20 protein-coding genes are annotated in these 23,382 nt (G+C 71.2%); 9 read left to right on the top strand and 11 right to left on the bottom strand.

What is annotated here, in order from left to right; genetic code table 11:
* Position 1: 1 nt before the first annotated feature.
* Both Q6348_RS04735 and Q6348_RS04740 read right to left on the bottom strand, forming a co-directional pair.
* Entirely contained in the window at positions 2–520 is a 519-nt protein-coding gene (locus Q6348_RS04735) for a flavodoxin family protein (RefSeq protein WP_304600152.1), read from the bottom strand.
* Between the two features lie 76 nt (positions 521–596).
* Positions 597–1,109, bottom strand: coding sequence for a flavodoxin family protein (locus Q6348_RS04740; protein ID WP_304600153.1), 513 nt, complete (start codon positions 1,107–1,109; stop codon positions 597–599).
* 210 nt (positions 1,110–1,319) lie between these two features.
* Between Q6348_RS04740 and Q6348_RS04745 the strand changes: the two genes are divergently transcribed.
* The 5 genes from Q6348_RS04745 (at position 1,320) to Q6348_RS04765 (ending at position 5,032) form a co-directional block, all read left to right on the top strand.
* The gene (locus Q6348_RS04745; protein ID WP_304600154.1) at positions 1,320–1,922 is read left to right on the top strand and encodes a 1-acyl-sn-glycerol-3-phosphate acyltransferase; all 603 of its coding nucleotides are present in this window, start codon (positions 1,320–1,322) and stop codon (positions 1,920–1,922) included.
* Between the two features lie 82 nt (positions 1,923–2,004).
* Positions 2,005–2,406 (top strand): peptide-methionine (R)-S-oxide reductase MsrB, encoded by a 402-nt coding sequence (msrB, locus tag Q6348_RS04750; protein ID WP_304600155.1) that lies wholly within the window; start codon positions 2,005–2,007, stop codon positions 2,404–2,406.
* Between the two features lie 29 nt (positions 2,407–2,435).
* Positions 2,436–3,029, top strand: a complete 594-nt coding sequence (locus Q6348_RS04755) for a hypothetical protein (protein WP_304601915.1) — start codon at positions 2,436–2,438, stop codon at positions 3,027–3,029.
* Positions 3,030–3,391: 362 nt separating this feature from the next.
* The gene (locus Q6348_RS04760; protein WP_304600156.1) at positions 3,392–4,012 is read left to right on the top strand and encodes a DUF47 domain-containing protein; all 621 of its coding nucleotides are present in this window, start codon (positions 3,392–3,394) and stop codon (positions 4,010–4,012) included.
* Positions 4,013–4,018: 6 nt separating this feature from the next.
* Positions 4,019–5,032 carry an inorganic phosphate transporter gene (locus Q6348_RS04765; protein ID WP_304600157.1) on the top strand — a complete coding sequence of 338 codons (1,014 nt, stop codon included), beginning with the start codon at positions 4,019–4,021 and terminating at the stop codon, positions 5,030–5,032.
* Between the two features lie 72 nt (positions 5,033–5,104).
* Here the strand turns inward: Q6348_RS04765 and Q6348_RS04770 are convergent, their stop codons facing one another.
* The 9 genes from Q6348_RS04770 to Q6348_RS04810 form a co-directional block, all read right to left on the bottom strand.
* Positions 5,105–6,109 (bottom strand): NUDIX hydrolase, encoded by a 1,005-nt coding sequence (locus tag Q6348_RS04770; RefSeq protein WP_304600158.1) that lies wholly within the window; start codon positions 6,107–6,109, stop codon positions 5,105–5,107.
* A 14-nt stretch (positions 6,110–6,123) separates the two neighbouring features.
* Positions 6,124–8,487: an RNA degradosome polyphosphate kinase gene (locus Q6348_RS04775; RefSeq protein WP_304600159.1), complete on the bottom strand. Its 2,364-nt coding sequence runs from the start codon at positions 8,485–8,487 to the stop codon at positions 6,124–6,126.
* Positions 8,488–8,568: 81 nt separating this feature from the next.
* Positions 8,569–9,474, bottom strand: coding sequence for a mycothiol synthase (gene mshD / locus Q6348_RS04780; protein WP_304600160.1), 906 nt, complete (start codon positions 9,472–9,474; stop codon positions 8,569–8,571).
* A gap of 58 nt (positions 9,475–9,532) precedes the next feature.
* Entirely contained in the window at positions 9,533–10,441 is a 909-nt protein-coding gene (gene mshD / locus Q6348_RS04785) for a mycothiol synthase (protein WP_304600161.1), read from the bottom strand.
* 63 nt (positions 10,442–10,504) lie between these two features.
* A complete protein-coding gene (locus tag Q6348_RS04790) occupies positions 10,505–12,760 on the bottom strand; it encodes a hypothetical protein (protein WP_304600162.1) in 2,256 nt (751 codons plus the stop codon).
* The gene (locus Q6348_RS04795) at positions 12,753–13,739 is read right to left on the bottom strand and encodes a thiamine pyrophosphate-dependent enzyme (protein ID WP_304600163.1); all 987 of its coding nucleotides are present in this window, start codon (positions 13,737–13,739) and stop codon (positions 12,753–12,755) included. The genes Q6348_RS04790 and Q6348_RS04795 overlap by 8 nt, the downstream gene beginning before the upstream one ends.
* Positions 13,736–15,631, bottom strand: a complete 1,896-nt coding sequence (locus Q6348_RS04800; RefSeq protein ID WP_304600164.1) for a 2-oxoacid:acceptor oxidoreductase subunit alpha — start codon at positions 15,629–15,631, stop codon at positions 13,736–13,738. The genes Q6348_RS04795 and Q6348_RS04800 overlap by 4 nt, the downstream gene beginning before the upstream one ends.
* Entirely contained in the window at positions 15,628–17,160 is a 1,533-nt protein-coding gene (gene gltA, locus Q6348_RS04805) for an NADPH-dependent glutamate synthase (protein ID WP_304600165.1), read from the bottom strand. Before gltA ends, Q6348_RS04800 begins: the two co-directional genes overlap by 4 nt.
* A gap of 1 nt (position 17,161) precedes the next feature.
* Positions 17,162–18,055, bottom strand: coding sequence for a sulfide/dihydroorotate dehydrogenase-like FAD/NAD-binding protein (locus Q6348_RS04810; RefSeq protein WP_304600166.1), 894 nt, complete (start codon positions 18,053–18,055; stop codon positions 17,162–17,164).
* Positions 18,056–18,667: 612 nt separating this feature from the next.
* On the opposite strand from Q6348_RS04810, the gene Q6348_RS04815 reads away from it, so the two are divergent.
* From Q6348_RS04815 to Q6348_RS04830, 4 genes are all read left to right on the top strand, one after another.
* Positions 18,668–19,741, top strand: a complete 1,074-nt coding sequence (locus Q6348_RS04815; protein WP_304600167.1) for a substrate-binding domain-containing protein — start codon at positions 18,668–18,670, stop codon at positions 19,739–19,741.
* 102 nt (positions 19,742–19,843) lie between these two features.
* The gene (locus tag Q6348_RS04820; RefSeq protein WP_304600168.1) at positions 19,844–21,397 is read left to right on the top strand and encodes a sugar ABC transporter ATP-binding protein; all 1,554 of its coding nucleotides are present in this window, start codon (positions 19,844–19,846) and stop codon (positions 21,395–21,397) included.
* Positions 21,394–22,365, top strand: coding sequence for an ABC transporter permease (locus Q6348_RS04825; RefSeq protein ID WP_304600169.1), 972 nt, complete (start codon positions 21,394–21,396; stop codon positions 22,363–22,365). Before Q6348_RS04820 ends, Q6348_RS04825 begins: the two co-directional genes overlap by 4 nt.
* Entirely contained in the window at positions 22,365–23,363 is a 999-nt protein-coding gene (locus tag Q6348_RS04830; RefSeq protein ID WP_304600170.1) for an ABC transporter permease, read from the top strand. Before Q6348_RS04825 ends, Q6348_RS04830 begins: the two co-directional genes overlap by 1 nt.
* Positions 23,364–23,382 lie beyond the last annotated feature (19 nt).

Genomic DNA, 23,382 nt, shown 5'->3' on the forward strand with positions numbered 1-23,382 from the left:
CTCAGGTGAGCGTGAGCGCGAGCTTGGCGCCCCACTCCCGGGCCTTGTCCACCTGGCCGTCCAGCAGACCCCCGGTGACGCCCGCGACCATGAAGGACGTAGGCGGAGAGACCATGCTGGCGCCCAGCCGCGACAACCACTTGTCGATGCCCTTGGCGGCGGCCCCGCCCGCGAGCCGCATCGTGCCGACCCGGGTGTCGAACGCCGCGGCCGAGATCGCGCCGGGCAGCCGTACGTTGTTCAGCCACTCGCGCACGCCGCCGCTGGTCGAGACCACCGCCCCGTGCCTGCGCACGGCCTCCGCCCGGGTGCTCGGCCGGCTCATGCCGAACGTGTGGGTCGGCCCTCCGACGACGAGCAGGTCCACGTCGTGCGTGACGACGTCACCGCCGGGCTCGGCCATCAACGTCCCCACCTCGACCACGCGCACGGTCCCGCGCTGAGCGAGCGCGTCGCCGATCGCCTCGGCGATCGTCCGCGTGCTGCCGAACATCGACTCGTAGACCACCAGCGCCCGCATGGACCCACCCTGCCAGGTGGGCGGCTCGGGGACCTGCGGCTCAGGTCCCGGAGCCGCAGGCATGCCGCGTCCGAGGTCACCCGCGCGTCGCCAGGCGTCCGGCCCAGGCCCCCGCCCGGTCGAGCTCACCGTCCACGAGGCCGCCGGACTTCCCCTGGACGTGGAACGAGGTCGGTTCGACCAGGAGCGTGCCCCCGAGCTTGCGCAGCCGTTTGCCGATCGCCTTGCTCGCGGCGCCGGGCAGGGCGGGCGTCGCCACCTTGGTGTCGAAGGCCGCGCAGGCGAGCCCGTGCGGTAGCCGGACCTCCTCGAGCCACTCGCGCACCCCGATGGAGGACGACAGGACCGGCACTCCCTCCTGACGGGCATCCTGGCGGGTGCCCGGTCGCGACATCCCGAAGGCGTGCGTCGGCCCCCCGACCACCAGCAGGTCGACGTCCTCGGTGACGAGGCCGCCGTCGGGCTCCTGCGCCAGGGCACCCACCTCGGTCACCCGGACCGGGCCGTGCTCGCCGAGGGCGGCTCCGATCGCCTCCGCGACCGCCTTGGTGGCTCCGTACATGGACTCGTACACCACGAGTGCCGTCATGGTCCTCAGCGTCGTCCTCCGTGGGGGTCGGGGCGTGAGCCCCAAGTCCCGGGGACGGCGTCCGCGGGAGGGGCGTGTGGTCAAGATCGGGTGGGCCCGGCGGTAGGTTGAGGGCACGAAGGCGCGCGAGGGCTGCGCCGGAGGTGTACCGCTTCTCACCTGCCACCCGGGTTTCAGCCGTGTGGCGCAGCGTCCGGCTGGAGACTGACGATGCGAACGGATCAGGGGCGGCGCCCGCCGCGCGCCCGCCTCGCGCGGTGGCTGCTGCGCAGGACGGGGTTCCGCCTGGTCGGTGACATGCCGGCTCGCGGCCTGCTCGTCGGCGCCCCGCACACGTCGAACTGGGATCTCGCGCTCGCCATCCTGGTGTTCTGGGCGCACGACGTCACGCCGCGGGTGCTGGTGAAGTCCGAGGTCTTCTGGTGGCCGCTGGGCGCGGTGCTCCGCCGGTTGGGAGCGATCCCGACGGACCGGTCGGGTGGGAGCGGCCTCGTGGCACGACTCATCGAGGCGGCCCACCAGGACGAGCGGTTCGTCGTCGCGCTGGCACCGGACGGGACGCGCCGGGCGGCCGATCACTGGAAGTCCGGCTTCTACCGGCTCGCGCTGGCCACCGGGATGCCGGTGACCTGCGCGTTCGTCGACGGCCCGACACGGACCGTCGGGACCGGACCCACGTTCACCATGACGGGCGACGTGGTGGCCGACATGCACGCCATCCGGGCGTTCTTCGCCGACAAACGTGGCCTGCGTCCGGGTCGCGGCAGCGCGGTGCGGTTGCGCGCCGAGGACGCGGCGGGCCCGACCGGTTGACGGCGTCCGGGATGGAACCCGACCGGAGCGGCGTTGCACTCCTGTCGGGACCGACTGCCGGGCCCGGCCGGGAGGAGGAGCGATGGGTTACGAGGTGACCAGGTCCGAGGACCAGTGGCGCGCAGAGCTGAGCGACCAGGAGTACGCGGTGCTGCGGCAGGCTTCCACGGAGCGCCCCTGGACGGGTGAGCTGCTCGACGAGAAGCGGCTCGGTACGTACCGGTGCCGCGCGTGCGGTCAGGTGCTGTTCCGCGCGGAGACCAAGTTCGACTCGCACTGCGGGTGGCCCAGCTTCTACCGCCCGACCGCCGACGACGCCGTCGAGCTGAGCGAGGACCGCTCGCTCGGCATGGTGCGCACCGAGGTGCGGTGCGCGAGGTGCGGGTCGCACCTCGGCCACGTGTTCGACGACGCTCCGCAGACCCCGACCGGTGACCGGTTCTGCATGAACTCCGTCTCCCTGACGTTCGAGGCCGACGCGTGAGTGACAGACCCCGACCGCGGCGGCCGGCGATGCTGGACCCCCGCGACGCCGATGAGCTCCCCGGTGAGCGGGATCCCGCTCTGCGGGGCGAGGTCGCGCACACCACTGCGAACGCGCTGGTGCACGGCGGCCGCGCGAGCGAGGACCCCGCCGTCGTGGATCGGCTGATCCGGCTGGTGGAGGCCGAGGGCCTCGACACCGTGGCCGCGTTGTGGTCGGACAGCCCGCCGCACACCCTGCCCGGGGCGTTGTGGCGGCTGTACGCGCTTCGCGAGTGGGTCCGGCGCGACCCGCGCACGGTCGCCGAGCGCTATCGGCTCGGTGAGCAGCGCGCGGAGGTGCACGGCGCCGTCGCGGGTGTTGCGGCGCCGCCGGGGCCGCACGAGGTGGCCGAGGTGGCTGATGCGGTGCTGTCCGGCGTCTACCGGGGCGACCTGGCGGTGGCCCTGGAGCGCGCCGCCGCGTTCTGCCACGTGCTGGTGACCGGTGCGGTGCTGGATGCGGACCTGGTGCCCGACGCGGAGGAGGCGCGCCGCATGACGCACGGCGCCGCCGGCCTGAGCCGCACGGCGGACGAGCTGGTGCAGGCCGCGTCGCTGTGGCGCGCGGGTCGGCTGGACTAGGCCCCCGGGGCCGGCGGGCGCGACCGCATTCTCGGGAGGCGTACGGCGCGGGGGCGGCTAGCATGGCTCTCCGGCGTCGGGCCGCGGTAGCCCCGGGCTCCACTGTCAGCCGCTACGAGCGGCCTTCGCGCCGTCAGGCGCTCCGCGGTCCGGCGCCGGACTCTCCTCGGCGGGCTCCCTCCGAGCTCCCGATCCTGCCTGGGTCCGAGGTCCCCTGCGGCGCCGCCGGTCGGCCTCGCGTCCCGGCCTGAGCAGGCTGTTGGCCGTTCCGTCACCGTGTCGACGCCCGCGAGGTTGGCCGTTCACTCGAGCGCTGCCCTAGCCTTGGCCCGACACACCCGACCGACCCACGGAGCGCTGCCGTGCGCCTGCGCCTGACCCCTACGAACACCACGTTCTTCGACCTGCTGGCGGGCTCGGCCCAGCAGCTGGTCGGCGGGGCGGACCTGCTCAGCAGGTTGCTGGCCGCCGAGCCGGCGGACCGCAAGCCCCTGGCCGCCGAGCTGCGCGACGCCGAGCACGCGGCCGACGAGTCGACGCACGAGATCATGCGCCGGCTCAACCAGACGTTCGTCACGCCGTTCGACCGGCACGACATCTACGGTCTGGCCTCCGGCCTGGACGACTGCATGGATCACATGGAGGAGGCCGGCGACCTCGTCGTCCTCTACCAGGTCGGGACGCTGCCCAACCGCGTGCACAAGCAGGTCGACGTGCTGCGGCGCTGCGCGGAGATCACCGCCGAGGCCATGCCCAGGCTGCGGTCGATGAAGGACCTCGCCGACTACTGGGTGGAGATCAACCGGCTCGAGAACGAGGCCGACAAGTCCTACCGCAAGCTCCTCGCGGAGATGTTCCGCGGCGGCATGGACCCCATGGACGTGCTGCGGCTCAAGGACATCGTCGACGCGCTCGAAGCCGCGGCTGACTCCTTCGAGAGCGTGGCGAACCTGGTCGAGACGATCGCGCTCAAGGAGTCCTGAGCCCCGGTGGAGACTGCGCTCGTCGTCGTCGTGGTGGTGTTCGCCCTCGGCTTCGACTACACCAACGGCTTCCACGACGCGGCGAACGCCATCGCGACGTCCGTGTCGACGCGGGCGCTGACGCCGCGGATTGCTCTGCTCATGGCGGCTGCCTTCAACCTGCTCGGGGCGCTCCTGGGCACGGAGGTGGCCAAGACCATCGGGTCGGGGATCATCGACCTGAGCTCCGAGGCCGGGATCGGCACCGAGCAGGGCCTGATCATGGTGCTGTCGGCAGTGGTCGGCGCGATCTGCTGGAATCTCATCACCTGGTGGCAGGGCCTGCCGTCGTCGTCGTCGCACGCGCTGATCGGTGCGCTGACGGGCGTCGGGGTGGTGGCGGGCGTGACCGTGCACTGGCAGGTCATCCTCGACAAGGTCGTCATCCCGATGGTGGTCTCACCCCTCGTGGGCTTCGCCCTGGCGTTCCTGCTCATGGTCGCCGTGCTGTGGATCTTCAAGAACTCCAGCCCGCACCGGGTCACCCGGCGGTTCCGGATCGCGCAGACGGCGTCGGCCGCCGGCATGGCGCTCGGGCACGGGCTGCAGGACGCCCAGAAGACCATGGGTGTGATCGTCCTGGCCCTGGTGGCCGGGAACTTCCAGCAGACGACCGACATCCCGCTGTGGGTCAAGCTCGCTGCGGCGAGCGCGATCTCGCTGGGGACCTACTCCGGTGGCTGGCGGATCATGCGGACGCTGGGTCGCAAGGTGATCGAGCTCGACCCGGCCCGCGGCTTCGTGGCGGAGACCGTCGCTGCGTCGGTGCTCTACACGACGGCCTTCGCGTTCCAGGCTCCGATCTCCACGACGCACACCATCACGTCCTCGATCATGGGCGTGGGTGCCACGAAGCGGCTCTCGGCGGTGCGCTGGGGCGTGGCGGGGAACATCGCGGTCGCGTGGGTGCTGACCATCCCGGCCGCGGCCGCCGTGGCCGGCATCGTCTATCTGGCGCTTCGTGGGGTCACCGGCGTGTGAACCGCGCCGGTCCGCGCGCCGATGCCCCGGTCGTGAGCGGGAGCCTCGCGGGCTCCGGGTCCTGAGCGCCGCTCACACGGCCGCCGGTCGCCGCACCGGACGATGGTGCTCGACCGCAACGACCCGAGCCTTGTGGCCGGAGCCTGCGACGTGCGCGACGAGGATCTCGCCGGTCCTCAGGTACGGGTCAGAGCCGGGGAGCACGCCGTGCGTCCATCGGCGAGTGGCCTCCGCGAGGGTGTCCAACACGGTCGGCAGCACCGGCCGGTGGGTGGCGAGCGCGGCGTCGCGGGGAGTGGCGAGGAGATCCTCGACGACGGCGACCACCTTCTGCGGGTCCTCCGCGTGCGCTGCCTCGGTCAGCGCATCCACGGTGTCCACCCGCACGCCGGTGCCGTTCTGGTAGGGCTGCACGGTCGCGCGGCAGCGTTCCCACGGGCTGGTGAGCACGGAGCGCACGCCGAAGGCCGCGAGCACCGGCACCGTGGTCTCCGCCTGCCGGCGGCCGACGGCCGTGAGCGGCCGGGAGGCCTCGCCCTCGTGCCAGCGGTTGCGCGGCACGGCCTGGCCGTGCCGGACCACCGCGAGCACGTGGGTCTCCAGCCGCCCCCGCTTCCACAGGTCCTCGAGGGCGTCCAGGGGCCGCCGGTCCGAGGGCCGGGTGAGCATCTCGCGTGCGGTGGCCGCGCTCACCCACACCACGTCGTCGATCTCGCCCAGGCTGGCCGGCGTCACGTCGGGCCGCGCCGCGAGGGGACGGTCGTGGTGTGCCCCGGCCTCCCTGGCCGCCCAGTAGCGCACGACCTTCCCGGCGCCGTCGGGGGTCCGGTAACGCATCAAGGGGAGCGGGACGCCGAGGACGATGGTGGTGCCCGTCTCCTCCTCGACCTCGCGCACCGCCGCGGCCGCCACGGGCTCGCCCGACTCGAGCTTGCCCTTGGGCCAGGACCAGTCCTGGTAGCGCGGACGGTGCACGAGGGCCACCTCGAGCCGGTTCCGGGCGTGCCGCCAGACCACTGCGCCGGCGGCATGGACGGTCTGCGGCTTGCCGTTCGGCACCAGGACGTCCGCTCCCATGGCTCGGCCTGCGCTCACAGTGCGGTGTCGGGGCGTCGGCGTTGCCGGGAGATGAGGTACTCCTGCAGGTCCAGCAGGGGGGCGCCGTCCGGGTCCCGGTGGTGCCGCTGCCAGCCGTCCGGGCCGAGGTGCCAGCTGGACGTGCCGTCGTCGGTGGACAGGTCCAGCAGCCGGAGCAGCTCGTCGATGTGCTCGGGGTCGACGATCCGCAGCAGGGCCTCGACCCGGCGGTCGAGGTTGCGGTGCATCAGGTCGGCAGACCCGATGAACACCTCGGGGTCGCCGTCGTTCGCGAAGGCGAACACGCGTGCGTGCTCCAGGAAGCGGCCCAGGATCGAGCGGACCCGGATGGTCTCGGACAGTCCGGGGACGCCGGGCTTGACCGCGCAGATCCCGCGCACCACGAGGTCGACGGGGACACCCACCTGGGACGCCCGGTACAGCGCGTCGACGGTGGCCTCGTCGACGATCGAGTTCACCTTGATCCTGACCCAGGCCTCGCGGCCTTCCAGGTGCGCGTGCCGTTCCCGGTCGATGCGCTCGACGAGACCGGACCGCACCGACCGTGGCGCGACCAGCAGCCGGTTGAAGCGCGCCTTGGGCGCGTAGCCCGAGAGCTGGTTGAACAGCCGGGTCAGGTCCTGGGCGACCTCCGGGTCGGCGGTCAGCACGCCGAGGTCCTCGTAGAGGCGAGCCGTCTTCGGGTGGTAGTTCCCGGTGCCGACGTGGCAGTAGCGCCGCAGGCCGTCGGTCTCCTGACGGACCACCAGCGACAGCTTGGAGTGCGTCTTGAGCCCGACGATGCCGTAGACCACGTGCACGCCGGCCTGCTCGAGCTTGCGGGCCCAGGAGATGTTGGCCTGCTCGTCGAACCGGGCTTTGATCTCCACCAGCGCCAGGACCTGCTTGCCCGCCTCGGCCGCGTCGATCAGGGAGTCGACCACCGGCGAGTCGCCGGACGTGCGGTACAGCGTCTGCTTGATCGCGAGGACCTTGGGGTCGGCCGCGGCCTGAGCGAGGAACGCCTGGACCGACGTGGCGAACGAGTCGTACGGGTGGTGTAGCAGGATGTCACGGGTCCGGATGGCGGCGAAGATGTCCGTCGGTGTGGCGGACTCCACCTCGGCCAGGTGCCGGTGGGTGCCGCCCACGAACCGCCGGTAGTGCAGGTCCGGCCGGTCCAGGTCGGCGATCAGGTTGAGACCCGTCAGGTCCAGGGGTGCGGGCAGCGAGTAGACCTCCGACTCGGCGATGCCGAGCTCGCGCACGAGCAGCCGCAGGACGCGCGGGGCGATGTCCTCGGCGACCTCGAGGCGCACCGGTGGTCCGAACCGTCGTCGCAGGAGCTCCTTCTCCATCGCCTGGAGGATGTTCTCGGCGTCGTCCTCCTCGACCTCGACGTCCTCGTTGCGGGTCACGCGGAAGGTGTGGTGCTCGCGCACCTCCATCCCCGGGAAGAGGTAGTCCAGGTGGACGGCGATGACGTCCTCGAGCGGTACGAAGCTCGTCGGTCCCTTCTCCGGTGCGGCGGCCTGGCTGGACGGGGCGCTGGGCTTGCCGGTCGCGTCGACCGCGATGAACCGCGGCAGCAGGGGTGGGACCTTGACGCGCGCGAAGTGCTCCTTGCCGGTCGCCGGGTTGACCACCACCACGGCGAGGTTGAGGGAGAGGCCGGAGATGTACGGGAAGGGGTGAGCGGGGTCGACGGCCAGCGGCGTCAGCACGGGGAAGATCTGGCGCCGGAAGTACTTGCGGAGCCGCTCCTGCTCGTCGGGACCGAGCTCGTCCCAGTGCACCAGGGTGATGCCCTCCTCGGCCAGTGCGGGCTGGACCTGGTCGAGGAAGACGGCGGCGTGGCGTTCGGTCAGCCGGTGGGACCGCTCGTCGATCGCCTCCAGCACCTGGCGCGGGGAGAGGCCGGACGCGGCGGTGACGGCCATCCCGGTGGCGATGCGTCGCTTGAGGCCGGCCACCCGCACCATGAAGAACTCGTCGAGGTTGGACGCGAAGATCGCCAGGAAGCGGACGCGCTCGAGCAGGGGGAGCTCGGGGTCCTCGGCGAGCTCGAGGACGCGCTCGTTGAACGCCAGCCAGGAGACCTCCCGGTCGGCGAAGCGGTCCGTCGGCAGCTCGGGCAGGCCCTCCAGCTCACCGTCCGAGCTGACCGGGGTGGGCTCGGGCGGCAGGACCGGGAGACCGGACTCCAGGAGCTCCTCGGCGGAGGCACGCTCAGCCGCGGCGTCGGCCCAGTCCTCGGCACTCGGCACCCACCGACCGGTGGCCGGGTCCCGTCGTCGCCGGGGGGCCGGCCCGGGGCGTGTCGGGGTGCCCTGCTCGTCGGACCGTCGCTGGACGGACGTGCGCGGTCGTGTGGCCATGCCGACATCGTTGCATCCCTCGCACGAGCGCGGGAGGACGCAGCCGCGCCCGGTTGCGCGGGGGCGCGTCGGGCTGGTCGGTCACTGCGGGGCGAACTGGGTGTCCGAGCGATCGACCGTGAACCCCGCGGCCCGGTAGGTCCGCACCGCGGGCGTGTTGTCAGCCTCCGTGAACAGCACCGCCCTCGTACAACCCCGGTGGCGCAGGTGCTGCACCGCGGCTGCGGTCAGGGCACGTCCCAGACCCCGGCCCTGCGCGGCCGGGGCCACCCCGAGGACGTAGAGCTCGCCCAGGGGCGGGGTCACCTTGGTCCAGGCGAACCCGAGGACCTCGTGCCGCCGCACCGCGAGAGCCAGGTCGGTGGCGTGGAACCACGGCTCGGCGCGCCGTGCGTCCAGGTCGGCACGCGTCATTCCGCCCTGCTCGGGATGCCGCGCGAACGCGGCGCCGTTCACGGCGAGCAGCGCGTCCTCGTCCCCCGTGCGGAACGGCCGCAGCCGTACCCCGGGCGGGAGGCCCGCGGCGGCCCAGCCGGGGCTCGAGTCGGGAGCCTCGGCGCCGGGGTCGAGGTCGACCGTCATGCGCCAGAGCTCGCGCACCGCGGTCAGCCCCGCGCGGCGGGCGAGTGCGGCCGCCGGCGCCAGGGTCCCGTGGGCCCAGACCCGCACCGGTGCGTCCTGCGCCTGGGCGATGTCGAGCAGGGCGGCCAGGACCCGACCCCCCAGGCCCGCTCCTCGGGAGCCGGGCGCCACGACGAGCTCCGCCGTCCGGGTCCCGGAGTGTTCCGGGCCCAGCTGCCCGTACGCGTCCAGGGACCCGTCGGCCACGAGCACGTGGTCGGCACCGTCCGACCCGACGTCCAGCGTGGTCTGCTCGCCGAGCGGCTCGACCCCGTCGGCGTTCTGCACTGCTTTGGCGAGGTCGTGCACGGCCGCCACGAGCTCGTCCTCGAGGGCGCCGTGCCGGCGGTGGATCGAGGCGTTCATCGGGCCATCCCACCACCGGCGCGTGCGCTCCGCAGGGCGCCGCGCGAGCCGGTCGCCCTCAGCCGGCGGTGGCGTACTGGGTGTCGGTGCGGTCGACGACGAACCCGAGGGACTCGTACAGGTGCACCGCGGGCGCGTTGTCGGCGTCGGTGAACAGCTCGGCCCGGTGCGCACCGCGCCGGCGCAGGTGGTCCAGGCCCGCGACCGTCAGCGCGCGGCCCAGCCCCGTGCCCTGCGCCCGGGGCACCACGCCCACGGTGTAGATCTCCCCGACGGCGCCCACGAGCTTGGTCCAGACGAACCCGACCAGCGCGTCGTCGCGCTCGGCGAGCAGCAGCCCGGCCGGGTCGAACCAGGGCTCGGCCTCGCGTGCGCGCAGGTCGGCCAGGGTCATCCGGCCCTGCTCCGGGTGAGCGGCGAACGCGGCGGCGTTCGCCGCGAGCCAGGCGTGCTCGTCGCGGTCGGGCCGGAAGGCGCGCAGGCCGAGCCCCCTGCGGTCGTCCCCGCCGGTCGGTCCGGACCCCGTGGCGCCCGACGCCCAGGCGTCCAGGTCGAGGGCCATCCGCCACAGCTCGCGCACGGGAGCGAGGCCGGCGTGGCGGGCCAGGGACGTCGCGCCCGGCAGGGTGCCGTGTGCCCAGAGCAGGGCCTGGGCGTCGCCGGCGAGGTCCATCACCGCGCCCATCAGCGCGGTGCCGACCCCAGTCCCGCGTGCGGCCGGGGCGACGACGAGCTCGGCGGTCCGGCGCCGCCCGAGCTCGGGCCAGAGCTGGGCGTAGCCGACCGGCGTGCCGTGCTCGTCGTGCGCGAGGACGTGCCACGCGCGCGGCGCGGTCAGGTCCAGCAGGGTCTGCTCACCGAGCGGGGCGACGCCGTCCGCCCCGGCAGCGGTGTCCGCCAGCCGGCGCACCGCGTCCGCCTCGGCGTCGTCCAGCGCTCCGTGCTTGCTGGAGATGTGAACGGTCACTGCGTCACCCCCTCACGCCGGTGGTCCGGTGCGGGACCGGGCGCGAGGCGCCACCGGCGGGCCTCACGCGAACGCCTCGGCTCGCTTGGTCAGCTCGGCCAGGCCCGGCTCGTCGGGATTCCGGGGCTGGCCGGGGTGGATGATCGCGACCTGACAGGCCTCCGCCGCGAGCACCAGCTCGGCGTACGTGCCGGCGTCCGGGTCGGCGATGTACGCCTGCCGGTCGTCGTTGTAGCGGAACATCCGGTCGTTGATCGCGGTGCACTCGTTGCAGGTCGCGCATCGCGCGGTCTCGATCCACGGCAGGTACGGGTCGTGCGCCTGGGGCTCGTCGACCTGGTCCTCGGCGTTGTCGGCGACCGGCGGGGTGGCCGGCGCTGCCGCGCTCGTGGCCGGCACGGCGGTGCCCGCGGTCACCCCGGCCGCGGCCAGCTCCGCCTCGAGCTCCTCCCGCATCCGGGCGCGCTCGAGGGCGACGTGGGAGTTGTGGATGCCGGCGAGCTCCTGGAGGCGGTGCCACTGCTCGACGCTGCGCTGGGTGAGGTGGATGAGGGGCCGGTCGACCAGCACCCGGTGCAGGCGCTCGTCGCGGGAGATCATCAGCAGGTAGGGCAGCTCGCCGGCCCACGCGCCGGGGTTGGACGCCATGTGCTCGGCGAACGGCACCTCCTTGCCCTCGGAGCCGTCCTCGGCGGCGAGCGCGAGGTGGGTGACCAGCCGTGCGTCGCAGGCCCAGAAGTCGGCGGCGGTGAACGGCACGTCCAGGCTGACCCGCTGCACGGAGCCGTCCTGGTAGGTGATCCGCCGCACGGGCCAGTCGAGCTCGGGCTGCGGGTTGCAGCCCAGGGTGAAGCGGTCCGCCCAGGTCTCGCCCGCGCCGGGGTCGTAGGCGTAGGACGGGAACACCCGCGACTCGATGGCCGCGGCCGCCGCGAGGTAGGGCGGCAGGTCGTCGAGCCACTCGCCCTCGCCGGAGTACACCACGAACAGCGCGGCGCCCGGCGCGGCCGACCCCGCGACGATCCGGTCGCGGGCGTGGTAGAGCGCCGAGCTCGCGCACTGCATGACGAACGACTCCCCGGAGGCCAGCGCCGTGCTGGCGAGCATCCGGGCGGACAGGCCGGCCTGTGCCGGCCGGGCCTGCTGCGTCGCGCCGCGGAGCAGGTCGTTGACCTGCACCAGCGCCTTGATCGGCAGACCGGAGGCGAGCGCTTCGAGCAGCGCGACGCTGTCCTCGGAGGTCATCGACTCGGCGTCGACGCGGACCAGGTACTCCGGGAACAGCTCGAGGGTGTCGGTGTCGAGGTCGGCGACGCTCCACTTGGCGAACAGCGCGTCGTGGACCTCCTCGCGGTAGCGGCCGTCGGCCTCCATCTCGGCCATCACCAGCGCCTTGGCGAGCTCGGTCGTCGCGGCGAACCGGTCGCGGTGGGCGGCCAGCGCCGCCTGCACGTCGGTGTAGACGAAGTCGTACAGCTCGGTGGTGTCGTCGTCCTCGCCGCTCGGCACGAAGCGCTGCGTGGTGAGCACGTCGAGCAGCCGGCGGATCCGCGCGCGGCGCGAGTCGGACAGGCTGAAGCGCGGCCGGTTGTCGGTGAGGAGTCGGGACAGCGCCTCGGTGTCGAGCTCGGCGCCGACCACGGGTCCCAACGAGGCTGCGAGCCGCTCGCCGGACAGTCCCGCCGGCGAGCTGGCCTGCTCGGCGTCGAGGATGTCCTGCAGGTCGTCGCGCAGGTGCGCGACCCGCGCGGTGAGGTGCCGCTCGCGCTCCCGCTGCACGAGCCCCCACAGGTGCCCGACGACCTCGCGAGGCGTGTCGTGGTCGCAGGTCACCAGCCGGCCGTCGACGGTGCGCGCGGTGGTCAGCCGCGCGAGGCTGTCGGCCAGGTCGGGATCCGGTTCGCCGCCGTTGGCCGACGCCGCGATGAGTGCGTCCACCGCCTCGTCCCACGCTGCGGACAGCCGGACCGATCCGGCGTCCGCGCGCACCCGGATCTCCCGCTCCAGCAGGATCGCGTGGTGGCGAATCCGGCCGGCGTCCTCGCCGGTCGCGACCCTCAGGTCGTCGATCAGGCCGGACAGCGACCACATGGTCGTGTTCACGTCGTGCCCGTCGGCCAGCACCAGGGGGTAGTCGTAGCGGAGCTCGGTGAGCCGCCGGTACGGAGCGAAGTGCGCCGAACGCAGGCCCAGGCCCTCGACGTTGCCCAGGTGGGTGTCCATCCGGTGACCGGTGAGGTAGAACGACGCCCGGTCCTGCTGGTCGTTGCGGTGGCGGCTGCCCGTCGTCATCGGGGTGCTCTGCGCCGTGTCAGTCATCGAGCTCACCGCCCGTCACCGCGACCTTGTCGAACTCGGCGTCGAGCAGCCGGCGTACCGAGGCCGAGGAGTGGGTGGCCTCGGAGCGGATGATCTCGTCGTACCGGGGGACGGTGGGGTCGTGGTAGAGGATCCCGACCGGGAGCGGGTCGCTCGACGACGCGATCTCACGTGCCCGGTGGATGTCCGACGGGTCGTGCTCGAGGTGGTTCGGGAACAGCGAGGCCAGCGACGAGCTGATCGACAGCGAGCTCGGGTGGTGCAGCAGCTGCACGCGCGACGGGTCGTGCAACCACGGGTCGAAGTTGTCGGGCATCCACTCCGGGCAGCGCTGCACGATCCGGATGAACGCCAGCCCGTCGTGGTGGAACGCGGCCTGGAGGATCTCGTAGAGCATCTCGGGGATCCAGTCGGCGGCCTGCGCGACGAACGAGACGTTCTGCACGCCCAGGGTCACGGTCAGCGGGTTGAGCCCCTCCAGGTAGGACCCGCGGGGCGTGGTGTTGGACCGGGTGCCCCGCGGCGAGGTCGGCGAGGCCTGCTTCTTCGTCAGGCCGTAGATCTGGTTGTCGTGCACCATCACGACCATCCGCATGTTGTAGCGGATGGCGTGGATCCAGTGCGCGGCGCCGATGCTGAACGAGTCGCCGTCCCCGGTGTTGACGAAGACGTTGAGGTCGGGCCGAGCGAGCCGGATGCCCTCGGCCACCGGCAGCGCGCGCCCGTGGATGCCGTGGAAACCGTAGGTGTTCATGTAGTGCGGGAAGCGGCTCGAGCAGCCGATGCCGGACACGAACACGGTCTTCTCCGGGCGCAGCCCCTCGTCGCGGAGCAGCCGTTGGGCAGCGGTGAGCACGGCGTTGTCGCCGCACCCGGCGCACCACCGCGGCACGCCCTTCTGGAAGCCCTCGATCTCGAGCCGCTCGTCGTGCAGGCGCAGCAGGCACTCCGCGGCGCTCCGGTGGGTCAGGTCGATCATCGCCCGTCCAGCTTCCTGAGAATGGCCCGCTGCACGCGGCCCGGCTTGATGGGTTGGCCGCCGACCTCGCTCCAGGTGTCGACGTCGACGAGGTAGCGCGAGCGCAGCAGCATCGCCAGGGCGGAGTAGCGCCGGTTGGTCTCGTCGATGATCGGGTCGTCCAGGCGGTCGCTCCAGTTCGCCTCGACGGTCATCACCTGGTCGAAGCCCGCCATGATCTCCTTGAGTCCCGGCGGCAACGGGTTGAGGAAGCGCAGGTGCAGCGAGGACACCTCCCGCCCTTCGGCCCGCAACCGGTCCACGGCCTCCTCGATGGCTCCGCGGGTGCCGCCCCAGCCGATGACCAGGAGGTCGCCGGACTCGTCACCGTGCACGCGAGGGGGCCGGAGGGTCTTCTGCAGCGCCGCGAGCTTGAGGCTGCGCGCGTGCAGGCCCTGCTCGTTGGCGTCCGGGTCGTAGGCGACCGAGCCGGACGTGTCGTGCGCGAGGCCGGTCAAGGTGTACATGCCGCCCGGCTGGCCGGGCGTGAAGCGCCGGGACAGTCCCGTGGTCTCGTCCCACGCGTAGGGCTGCAGGCCGTCGGGCACGTGGCTCTGGTCCACCGGGGGTGCGAGCCAGGCCGGGTCGAACTCCGGGCGCGGGTAGGGCTGCTGCGCGGTGGCCAGGCTCGCGTCGGACAGCACGACCACGACGGTGTTGAAGGTCTCGGCGATCCGTCGGGCGGTGATGATCGAGTAGAAGCAGTCCTCGATCGAGCTCGCCGCGATCACCACCTTCGGGGCGTCGCCGTGGCTGCCGAAGATCGAGGTGAGCAGGTCGCCCTGCTCGACCTTGGTCGGCTGCCCGGTGCTCGGGCCGCCACGTTGGACGTTGACCACGACGAGCGGGATCTCGGCCATCACGGCCAGACCGATGGCCTCCTGCTTGAGCGAGTAGCCCGGGCCCGACGTGATCGTCACGGCGCACTTGCCGGCGTAGGACGCCCCGATCGCGAACGTGGCCGCCGCGATCTCGTCCTCCGCCTGGTGCACCACGCCGCCGACCTTCGGGAAGATCTCGCTGAGGTAGTGCGAGGCGGAGGTCGCCGGCGTGATGGGGTACATCGAGCAGATCTCCATGCCGGAGGCCACCACACCGAGCGCGAGCGCCGTGTTGCCGTTGGTGACGACCTGGCGCTGGTCCGTCGGGGCCGCCGGGACGTGGAACGCCAGGTCCAGGTTGGCCAGGGCCCACTCGTACCCGGCGGTGAGCAACGTGACGTTCGTGTCGATGAGAGCCTGGGTCTTCTTGCGGAACGTCAGGGCGACCTGCTCGCGGGCCAGGCCGAGGTCGAACTGGTAGATCGCGCACAGCATGCCGAGGGCGTACATGTTCTTGCCGCGCCGCGCGTCGGAGACCAGCGTGCGGCACTCCCGCTCCATCGGGACCTCGATGATGCGGTAGCCCGCGGCGACCAGCAGGTCGTAGGTCTCGGCGTAGGACGCGGCGATCCGGGGGTCGCGGTGCTCGCGCCACATGTCCTCGAGCAGGATCGTGCAGCCCGGCTTGAGCTCGCGGGCGTGCACCCGGCCGAGCAGCACCTGCTCGTTGAACGCGACGACCAGGTCCGCCTCGTCGCCGCCGTTGGTGATGGGTCCCGAGCCCAGCCGGACCCGGTTCCCGCTGGCGCCCGCGACGCTGCGGGCCGGCGGCTGGATCTCGGCCGGGATGATCTCGACCGTCCAGACCCCGTTGCCGGTGCGGGCTGCGATCGCGCCGAACGACTGACCGCAGCGCTGGGCACCCTCGCCCGAGTCGCTGATGATCTCCACGACGTGCTCGGTGAGCGTGACGACCTGGCGTTCGCCGACCTCGGCGCTGAGTTCTGACCGTGTCGACTGGACCGTGCTCATCGGGCCGTCACCGCCGTTCTGTGGGTGGAGGGAGTCTCGGCGACCCGGAGTCGGACGAACGAGTGCTCGTGCGGTGCGATCCCGAACACCGGCTCGCCGAGCGCGTCGTAGGGCAGGGACTCGTCGCGGACGCCGAGGTAGCGGAGGATCCCGGCCGCTGCCCTGCGCCCGGCGCCCATCGCCTCGATCACGGTCGCGGCGCCGGTGACGATGTCGCCGCCGGCGAAGACGCCGGCCATGGAGGTCGCCAGGTCCTCGTCGACCCGCAGGTAGCCGCGCTTGTCGAGGCTCAGCCTCGAGGTCTGGCCGATGATCGGGTTCGCGTTGGTGCCGATCGCGAACACCACCTGGTCGCAGCGCATCACGAACTCGCTGCCCGGCACCGGCACGGGCCGCCGGCGACCGGACGCGTCCGGCTCACCGAGCTCCATGCGCTGGCAGCGCAGGCCGCCCACGTTGCCCTGGCCGTCGTCGAGGACCTCGACGGGGTTGGTCAGCCAGTGGAACTCCACGCCTTCTTGCTCGGCGTGGTGCAGCTCCTCGGCACGCGCGGGGGCCTCGGCGGCCGAGCGACGGTACAGGCACTGGACGGTCTCGGCGCCCAGCCGCAGGCAGACCCGCATGGCGTCCATCGCGGTGTTGCCGGCGCCGACCACGGCGACGTGCGTGCCCAGCGGGATCGGGGTGTCGTAGACCGGGAAGTCCCGGGCCTGCATGAGGTTCGCCCGGGTGAGCAGCTCGTTGGCGGACAGCACGCCGCCCAGGGAGTCCCCTGGGATGCCGAGCATGGTCGGGTAGCCCGCGCCGGTGCCGATGAACACCGCGTCGAAGCCCATCTCCTCGATCATCTGCTCGGGGGTGAACAGCCGGCCGACGACCGTGTTGCACTCGAACCGCACGCCGAGCCGCTCGAGGTTGGCGACCTCGGCGTCGATGACCTCGCTCGGCAGCCGGAAGTCGGGGATGCCGTAGCGCAGCACGCCGCCGGGCAGGTGCAGGGCCTCGTAGACGGTGACCTCGCACCCGGCCTTGGCGAGGTCGGCGGCGCACGCCATGCCGGCCGGGCCCGAGCCGATCACGCCGACCCGGTGCGGCGTCGGGGGTATGAACGGCCGTGAGGCCCAGTCGTTCGCGATCGCGAGGTCGCCGACGAACCGCTCCAGGCGGCCGATCGCGACGGGCTCGAGCGAGTCGCCGACGGTGCACACGGCCTCGCACTGGGACTCCTGCGGGCACACCCGGCCGCACACCGCCGGCAGCAGGTTGGTGCGTGCGATGGTCTCGTAGGCGCCCTGGTAGTCCCGGTCGGAGACCTTCCGGATGAAGCCGGGGATGTCGACGGAGACCGGGCAGCCCCGCATGCAGGGCGTGTCGGCGCAGAACAGGCAGCGCTGCGCCTCGCGCGCGGCCTCGACCTCGTCGTACCCGAGGCTGACCTCCTCGAAGCCGCCGATGCGCTCGGCGGCGGGCTGCTCGCGCACCGGGGTGCGCTCGGCGGGGATGGTGCGGATGGTGCGCTTCGCGGCCACGTCACGCTCCTGTCGGGGTGGGAAGCTCGGAGGTGTCGGCCGCGGCCACCTCGGCGCGCCGGCAGGTGTGCTCCCAGTGCGCCAGCGCCTGGGCCTCCTCGCCGCGGTACCGCGTCAGCCGCGAGCGCAGGTCGGCGAAGTCCACCTTGTGGCCGTCGAAGTCGGGTCCGTCCACGCAGGCGAACCTGACCCCGTCACCGACCCGGACCCGGCAACCACCGCACATCCCGGTGCCGTCCACCATGATCGGGTTCAGGCTGACGACGGTGTGCACGCCCGTGGGGCGGGTGGCCTCCGCGCAGGCCTGCATCATCACGGGTGGGCCGATCGCGACGACCTCACCGACGTCGGGGTAGCGCTCCATCGCCAGCTCCAGGCCGTCGGTGACCAGACCGTGGATCCCGGCGCTGCCGTCGTCGGTGCACAGGATCAGCTCGTCGCACACCTCGCGGAACTTGTCCTCCCAGAACACGAGCTCGGCGGAGCGGAAGCCGAGCACGCCGATCACCGTGGCGCCGCGCTCCTTGTGCGCGCGGGCCTGGGGGTAGACGGGTGCGACCCCCAGGCCGCCGCCCACGCACACCACCGTGCGGGCCGTGCCCAGGGGGCTCGGCTGGCCCAGCGGGCCGGCGACGCCGTGCAGGCTCGTGCCAACATGGCAGGTCTGCTGCATCTCGCGCGTGGTCTTACCGACGGCCTGGACGACCAGCGTGACGGTGCCGAGCTCCCGGTCGAAGTCGGCGATCGTCAGCGGGATGCGCTCGCCCTCGGGATGCGACATCACGATGACGAACTGGCCGGCCCGCGCCGCACGTGCCATCAGCGGATGGTGCACCTCGAGGATGAAGGTCGCGTCGGAGATGTCGTGTCTGGCGACGATCGGGAAGCCGGTCACCCCCGCCCGAGGCGCAGAAGTGGTGGAGGCCGACCTGAGGTCGTCCGAGGAGCTCTGCATCGTGCACCCGTCCAGTCAACGCTGACCGACCCTCGAGTTGCGTGGTGCACGCGCTGCTGGGCGCACCTCGACGTGCCCCCGGGGGTATGTAGACCTCCCCACTCTGCCCAGGCGATCCGGCGACCATCTGGGACGTCTGGGCCATTCAGGCACTGAGACGTATCTCACATTGCGTCGATTTGACCTCGCGATGACCGGTACTGGAGCGGGCGCCGCCCGACGTGGTCCCTTCTTGGCCCGGCGTCGTCGCGAGCCTTACCTGGCCGTCTCGCCCCGCGGCCGGCGTCGGCGACGCGCATCACGGCCGCTCTGAGGGATAGGACGGCACAGCGGTCGATCGATAAATAACCCTCACAAGGCCCGGTGGAAATCCTCGGTCATCATCGATATGCGATTGACCTGCCAAAACGGATGAGCCGTGAGGCCCGGAGTGGACTCCAGCCTTGGCCGTAGCGGCGTTATCGCTTCGTGACTTGTTTATCGATTCATCTCTCGCTACTGTCGCGGCAAGCGAGCGAGGGCGCTCGCGTACCCGACCAGGAAGGTGATCCCATGAGGTCACGGAAGTTCGGCGCGACGCTGGTGTCCGCCGTAGCGCTGCTTCTTGTCGGCGCGTGCTCGGGCACTACCGAGGCGCAGGGGGGCGACGCCTCGGGCGCGGACAGCGCGACCAGCAGTGGCAGCGACGGCAAGGCGGTCGTGGCGTTCTCGCAGGAGGGGCTGGAGAACGACTGGCGCCTGGAGAACACGGCATCGATTCGCGAGACGCTGGAGAACGCTGGCTACACGGTGCTCTACCAGCAGGCGGACGAGGACCAGGCCCGGCAGGTCGAGCAGGTCCAGAACCTGTTGCAGCAGAAGCCCGACATCCTCGTCGTCGAGCCGGCCGAGCAGGAGGCGGCAACGCCGATCGCCGCGCTCGCCGAGGACGCAGGCGTGCCACTGATCGTGGCCGACCGTGCTCTCGGAGTGGGTCCCGACTCCGCCACCCAGTACAAGGTCCTCATCACCCAGAACTGGGAGCAGATGGGCACGAAGCTGGGTGAGGCAGCGGTTCAGCTCCTGACCAAGGTCAATGGTTCGCCCAAGGGCAGCATCGTCGAGCTCGTCGGTGTTCTGGGCTCGGCTCCGCAGGTGGCGATGGACAAGGGCTTCGCCGACGTCCTTGCGCAGTACCCGGACATCAAGATCCTCGACGCGCAGGACGGCGAGAACAAGCGGGCACCGGGCCGCCAGATCATGGAGGACTACCTCACCCGGTATCCGGCAGGTCAGATCGACATGGTGTGGGCGCAGAACGACGAGATGGGGATCGGGGCTCTTGCCGCCATCCAGGACGCGGGCCGTGACGAGCTCGTGGGTCGGATCATCTCCAAGGACGGTCAGGTTGAGGCCATCCAGCAGGTTGCCGAGGGCAACTTCGCGACGGTCTGCACGAACACGCCGTACTTCGGGCCGATCATTCTTCCCTACGTCGAGAAGATCCTCGCCGGCGAGAGCCTGGAGACGGCAACGCCGGACAAGCCCTTCACGTGCTTCGAGTCGATCACGGACGCCGGCCAGAAGGAGGCCAAGGCGCAGTACGACGAGCTGACGGCCGCAAGTGCCAAGTTCGCCAACCGCTGATCGTCCACCAACAATCCGCAACGGCTGAACGTTGGCCGACGGGTAGTGGCCGGTGCGCTCGCCGCGCCACTACCCGCCGGTCGGCGCGGGAGGCAATACCTCGTGTCTGACGACGACAACACGGCGCGCGCGCCGGGCGCCCGGAGAGTGCTGGAGGCACATGGCCTCGTCAAGCGCTACGCAGGCGTCACCGCCCTCGCAGGCGTCGACTTCGACCTGCACCCGGGCGAGGTCCACTGCCTGGTCGGCGAGAACGGGGCCGGGAAGTCGACCCTCATCAAGATCCTGACCGGTGCCGTCACCCCGGATGCAGGCTCCATCGCCATCGACGGCGAGGATGTGACCTCGGCCAGCATCCGCGAACGCCGCGAACGCGGCATCTCGGTGATCTACCAGGACCTGAACCTTGTCCCTCAGCTCACCGTCGCTGAGAACATCTTCCTCGGTTCAGAGCCCCGTACCCGACTGGGCATGCTCGATCGGGCAGCGATGCGCAGGGCGACGGAGCAGCTGATCGCCGACCTGGGTGTGCCCTTCGCGGCATCAGCCCGCGTGGGGGAGCTGGGTATCTCCCTGCAGCAGCTGACAGCCACGGCGCGGGCGCTCGCCCTGGGCGGCAAGGTCCTGATCATGGATGAGCCCTCTGCCGTCTTGGGTGGCAAGGAGCTCGATGTGCTCTTCGGGGTGATTCGGCGCCTGACGGCGCAGGGAATCGGCATCGTGTACATCTCCCACCGACTCGAGGAGATCTTCGAGATCGGTGATCGGGTGACCGTCCTGCGTGATGGCAACTACGTCGGGACGTCGGCGGTCGCGGACATCGATCAGGCCGAGCTCGTCCGACGCATGGTCGGCAGGGACGTCGTCCGTTACGAGAACCTCGACATCGACACGCCCAAGGGAGCCGAGGTCCTGCGCGTGGACTCCTTGACACGCCGCGGGGTCCTGCGTGACGTCTCCCTCACAGTGCGGGCCGGCGAGGTGGTGGGGATCGCCGGCCTCGTGGGCGCCGGCCGGACCGAGCTCGCCCGGGCGATCATGGGGCTGGATGCCGTCGACAGCGGCACCGTCTACCTGGACGGCAAGCCTCGCCGCGTGACCAGCGCCGCCAAGGCGGTTCGTCTGGGCCTTGCGCTCGTCCCGGAGGACCGGCGGGCCGAAGGAATCGTCCCGATGCTCAGCGTCCGCGACAATGCCGCTCTGTCGATGGTTCGCACGATGTCCAAGCTCGGGGTTGTGCAGTTCCGCCGCATGTACCGGCGGGTTGGCGAGCTCGCGCGGGACCTGGCGGTCAAGGTCCCGGATCTTCGCGATCCGGTCAGCGGCCTGTCCGGGGGCAACCAACAGAAGGTCGTCCTGGCCAAGTGCCTCGCGAGCGACTGCCGGGTGCTGATCATGGATGAGCCGACCGTGGGCATCGACGTGGGCGCGAAGCGCGAGATCTACTCGCTCATCGGCACCTTGAAGCAGCGCGGTCTCGGCGTGGTCGTGATCTCTTCCGAGCTCCCGGAGATCCTCTCCATCAGTGACCGGATCCTGGTCATGTCCGAGGGGCGCATTCAGGGCGAGGTCGATCCGCGCACGACAACACAAGAGGAGATCCTCCACCTGGCGATCCCGCCGATGGACGCTCTGGCTCAGGGCGGTGCGGCATGAGCGCCCTCGCGCCGGCGCGACCGGATGCGCGGGCGCTGCGGTGGCTCCCCCGCCTCAACAAGCGGTTCTTGATCGACTACATGGCGTGGGTGCTGCTGCTCGCCCTCGCTCTCATCGGTGTGGCCACCAATGGTTCGCTGTTCGCGTCCGGGTCGAACCTGAACAACATCGTTGAGCAGTCGGTGATCATCGGGTTGCTGGCGATCGGACAGTTCGTCGTGATCCTCACTGGTGGCATCGACCTCTCCGTCGGGTCGGCGATGGCCCTCACGGCGATGGTCGTGGGCGTGTCGATGCCCCTGGGCACGCCGGGCGCGGTCCTGATGGCGGTCCTCACGGGCACGCTCGTCGGGCTCGCCTCCGGGCTCACCGTGGTCTACGGGGGACTCCCCCCGTTCATCGTGACCTTCGCGATGATGGCTGTGGCTCGGGGCCTAGCCCTCACGATCACCTCAGGGAAATCCGTCCAGGTGCTCGACAACTCACTCCTCGGTCTGGGCTTCGGGTGGCAGAAGGTGGCTGTGTGGGCCTTGGCGATCGCCGTGGTGTGGTTCATCCTCACGCGTACCCGCACCGGGGTACGCGTGTACGCGGTCGGCGGCAACGTCGAGGCCGCGCGAGTCTCAGGCATCAGCACGCCCCGTGTGATCGTGCTGGTCTACGTGATCTCCGGCCTGTGTGCGGCCACGGCGGGGATTCTCTCGTTCGCTCGCAACGGCGGGGTCGCGGTGCCGACCTCGGGCCAGGGCTACGAGATGGAGACCATTGCCGCGGTCGTCCTGGGGGGCGTCAACCTGCTCGGCGGTGAGGGTCGATTCGTCGGCGCCATCGCGGGAACCGTGTTCGTCGTGATGCTCCGGAACATCCTCGACCTCTCCAATGCCGACGCTTTCTGGTCCTTCTGCGTGATCGGCGTGGTGCTGTGGGGTGCGGTCATGCTCCGCGGGGCGCTGGAAAGGATGCGCTGATGTCGGTCGAACTGGCAACGAGTACTTCGGTGAGCGAGAGCCGGGATTGGGTCGCCCTAGCGAAGATTGCGCTGAGCCGATCGGCGCTCTGGTTGCTGCTGGTCGCACTTGCCGTGGTGGCGAACGTTCTGAGCCACGGAAGCTTCCTCACGCTGAAGAATGTCGTCAACATCCTCGCCCAGAATAGTGTGCTGGGTGTTCTGGCGGTCGGTCAGACCCTCGTGATCCTGACCGCGGGGATCGACTTGTCCCTCGGTTCCATCACCGCCCTCGTCGCGATCGTGGTGCTCCAGGCCCAGGGCCTCGGGTTCGGCTTGTCGCTTCTTGCCGGGTTGCTCGTCGGCCTCATCGCCGGCCTGGTCAACGGCCTCCTCGTGTCGGTGGGACGCGTTCCGCCATTCATCGCAACCCTCGGGATGATGCAGGTCGCCATGGGGCTCGCCTACGTGCTGTCGCAGGGCTTCTCCATCAACGACAACCAGCACGTGGGACTGCTCTTCGGTCACGACAAGCTGTTCGGGCTCGTCCCCAGCCTGGTGATCGTCTGGGCGGTTGTCACCGTCGTGGCGTGGTTCGTCACAAAGCGGATGCGGTACGGCTCATACATCTACGCAGTCGGGGGTAGCCCCAAGACCGCGCGCACCTCGGGTGTTCCGGTCACCAAGACCCTGGTGTTCGCCTATGCCTTTGCGGGCGTCTGCGCAGCCATCGGTGCGGTGCTCTACGTGAACCGCAACGGCAACGCGGAGCCGTCGATAGCGAACATCACCACGCTCAGCATGTCGATGGCTCCTGTCGTGGTCGGAGGGACGAGCCTGTTCGGCGGAATCGGCGGGGTCTGGAAGACCATTTCTGGCGTTCTCGTCCTCGGCGTTCTGGGAAACATCATGGTCTTGGTCGGCGTGCCGGCAAACCCGCAGCAGGCCATTCAAGGAGTCATCATGATCGCGGTCGTCTTCATCTTCGTCGCACAGGAGCGGCGGCAGAGACTGCGGTAGTTCAGTTGTTCTGCAGGTC

The sequence above is a fragment of the Actinotalea lenta genome (assembly GCF_030586465.1).
GTDB classification, from domain to species: domain Bacteria; phylum Actinomycetota; class Actinomycetes; order Actinomycetales; family Cellulomonadaceae; genus Actinotalea; species Actinotalea lenta.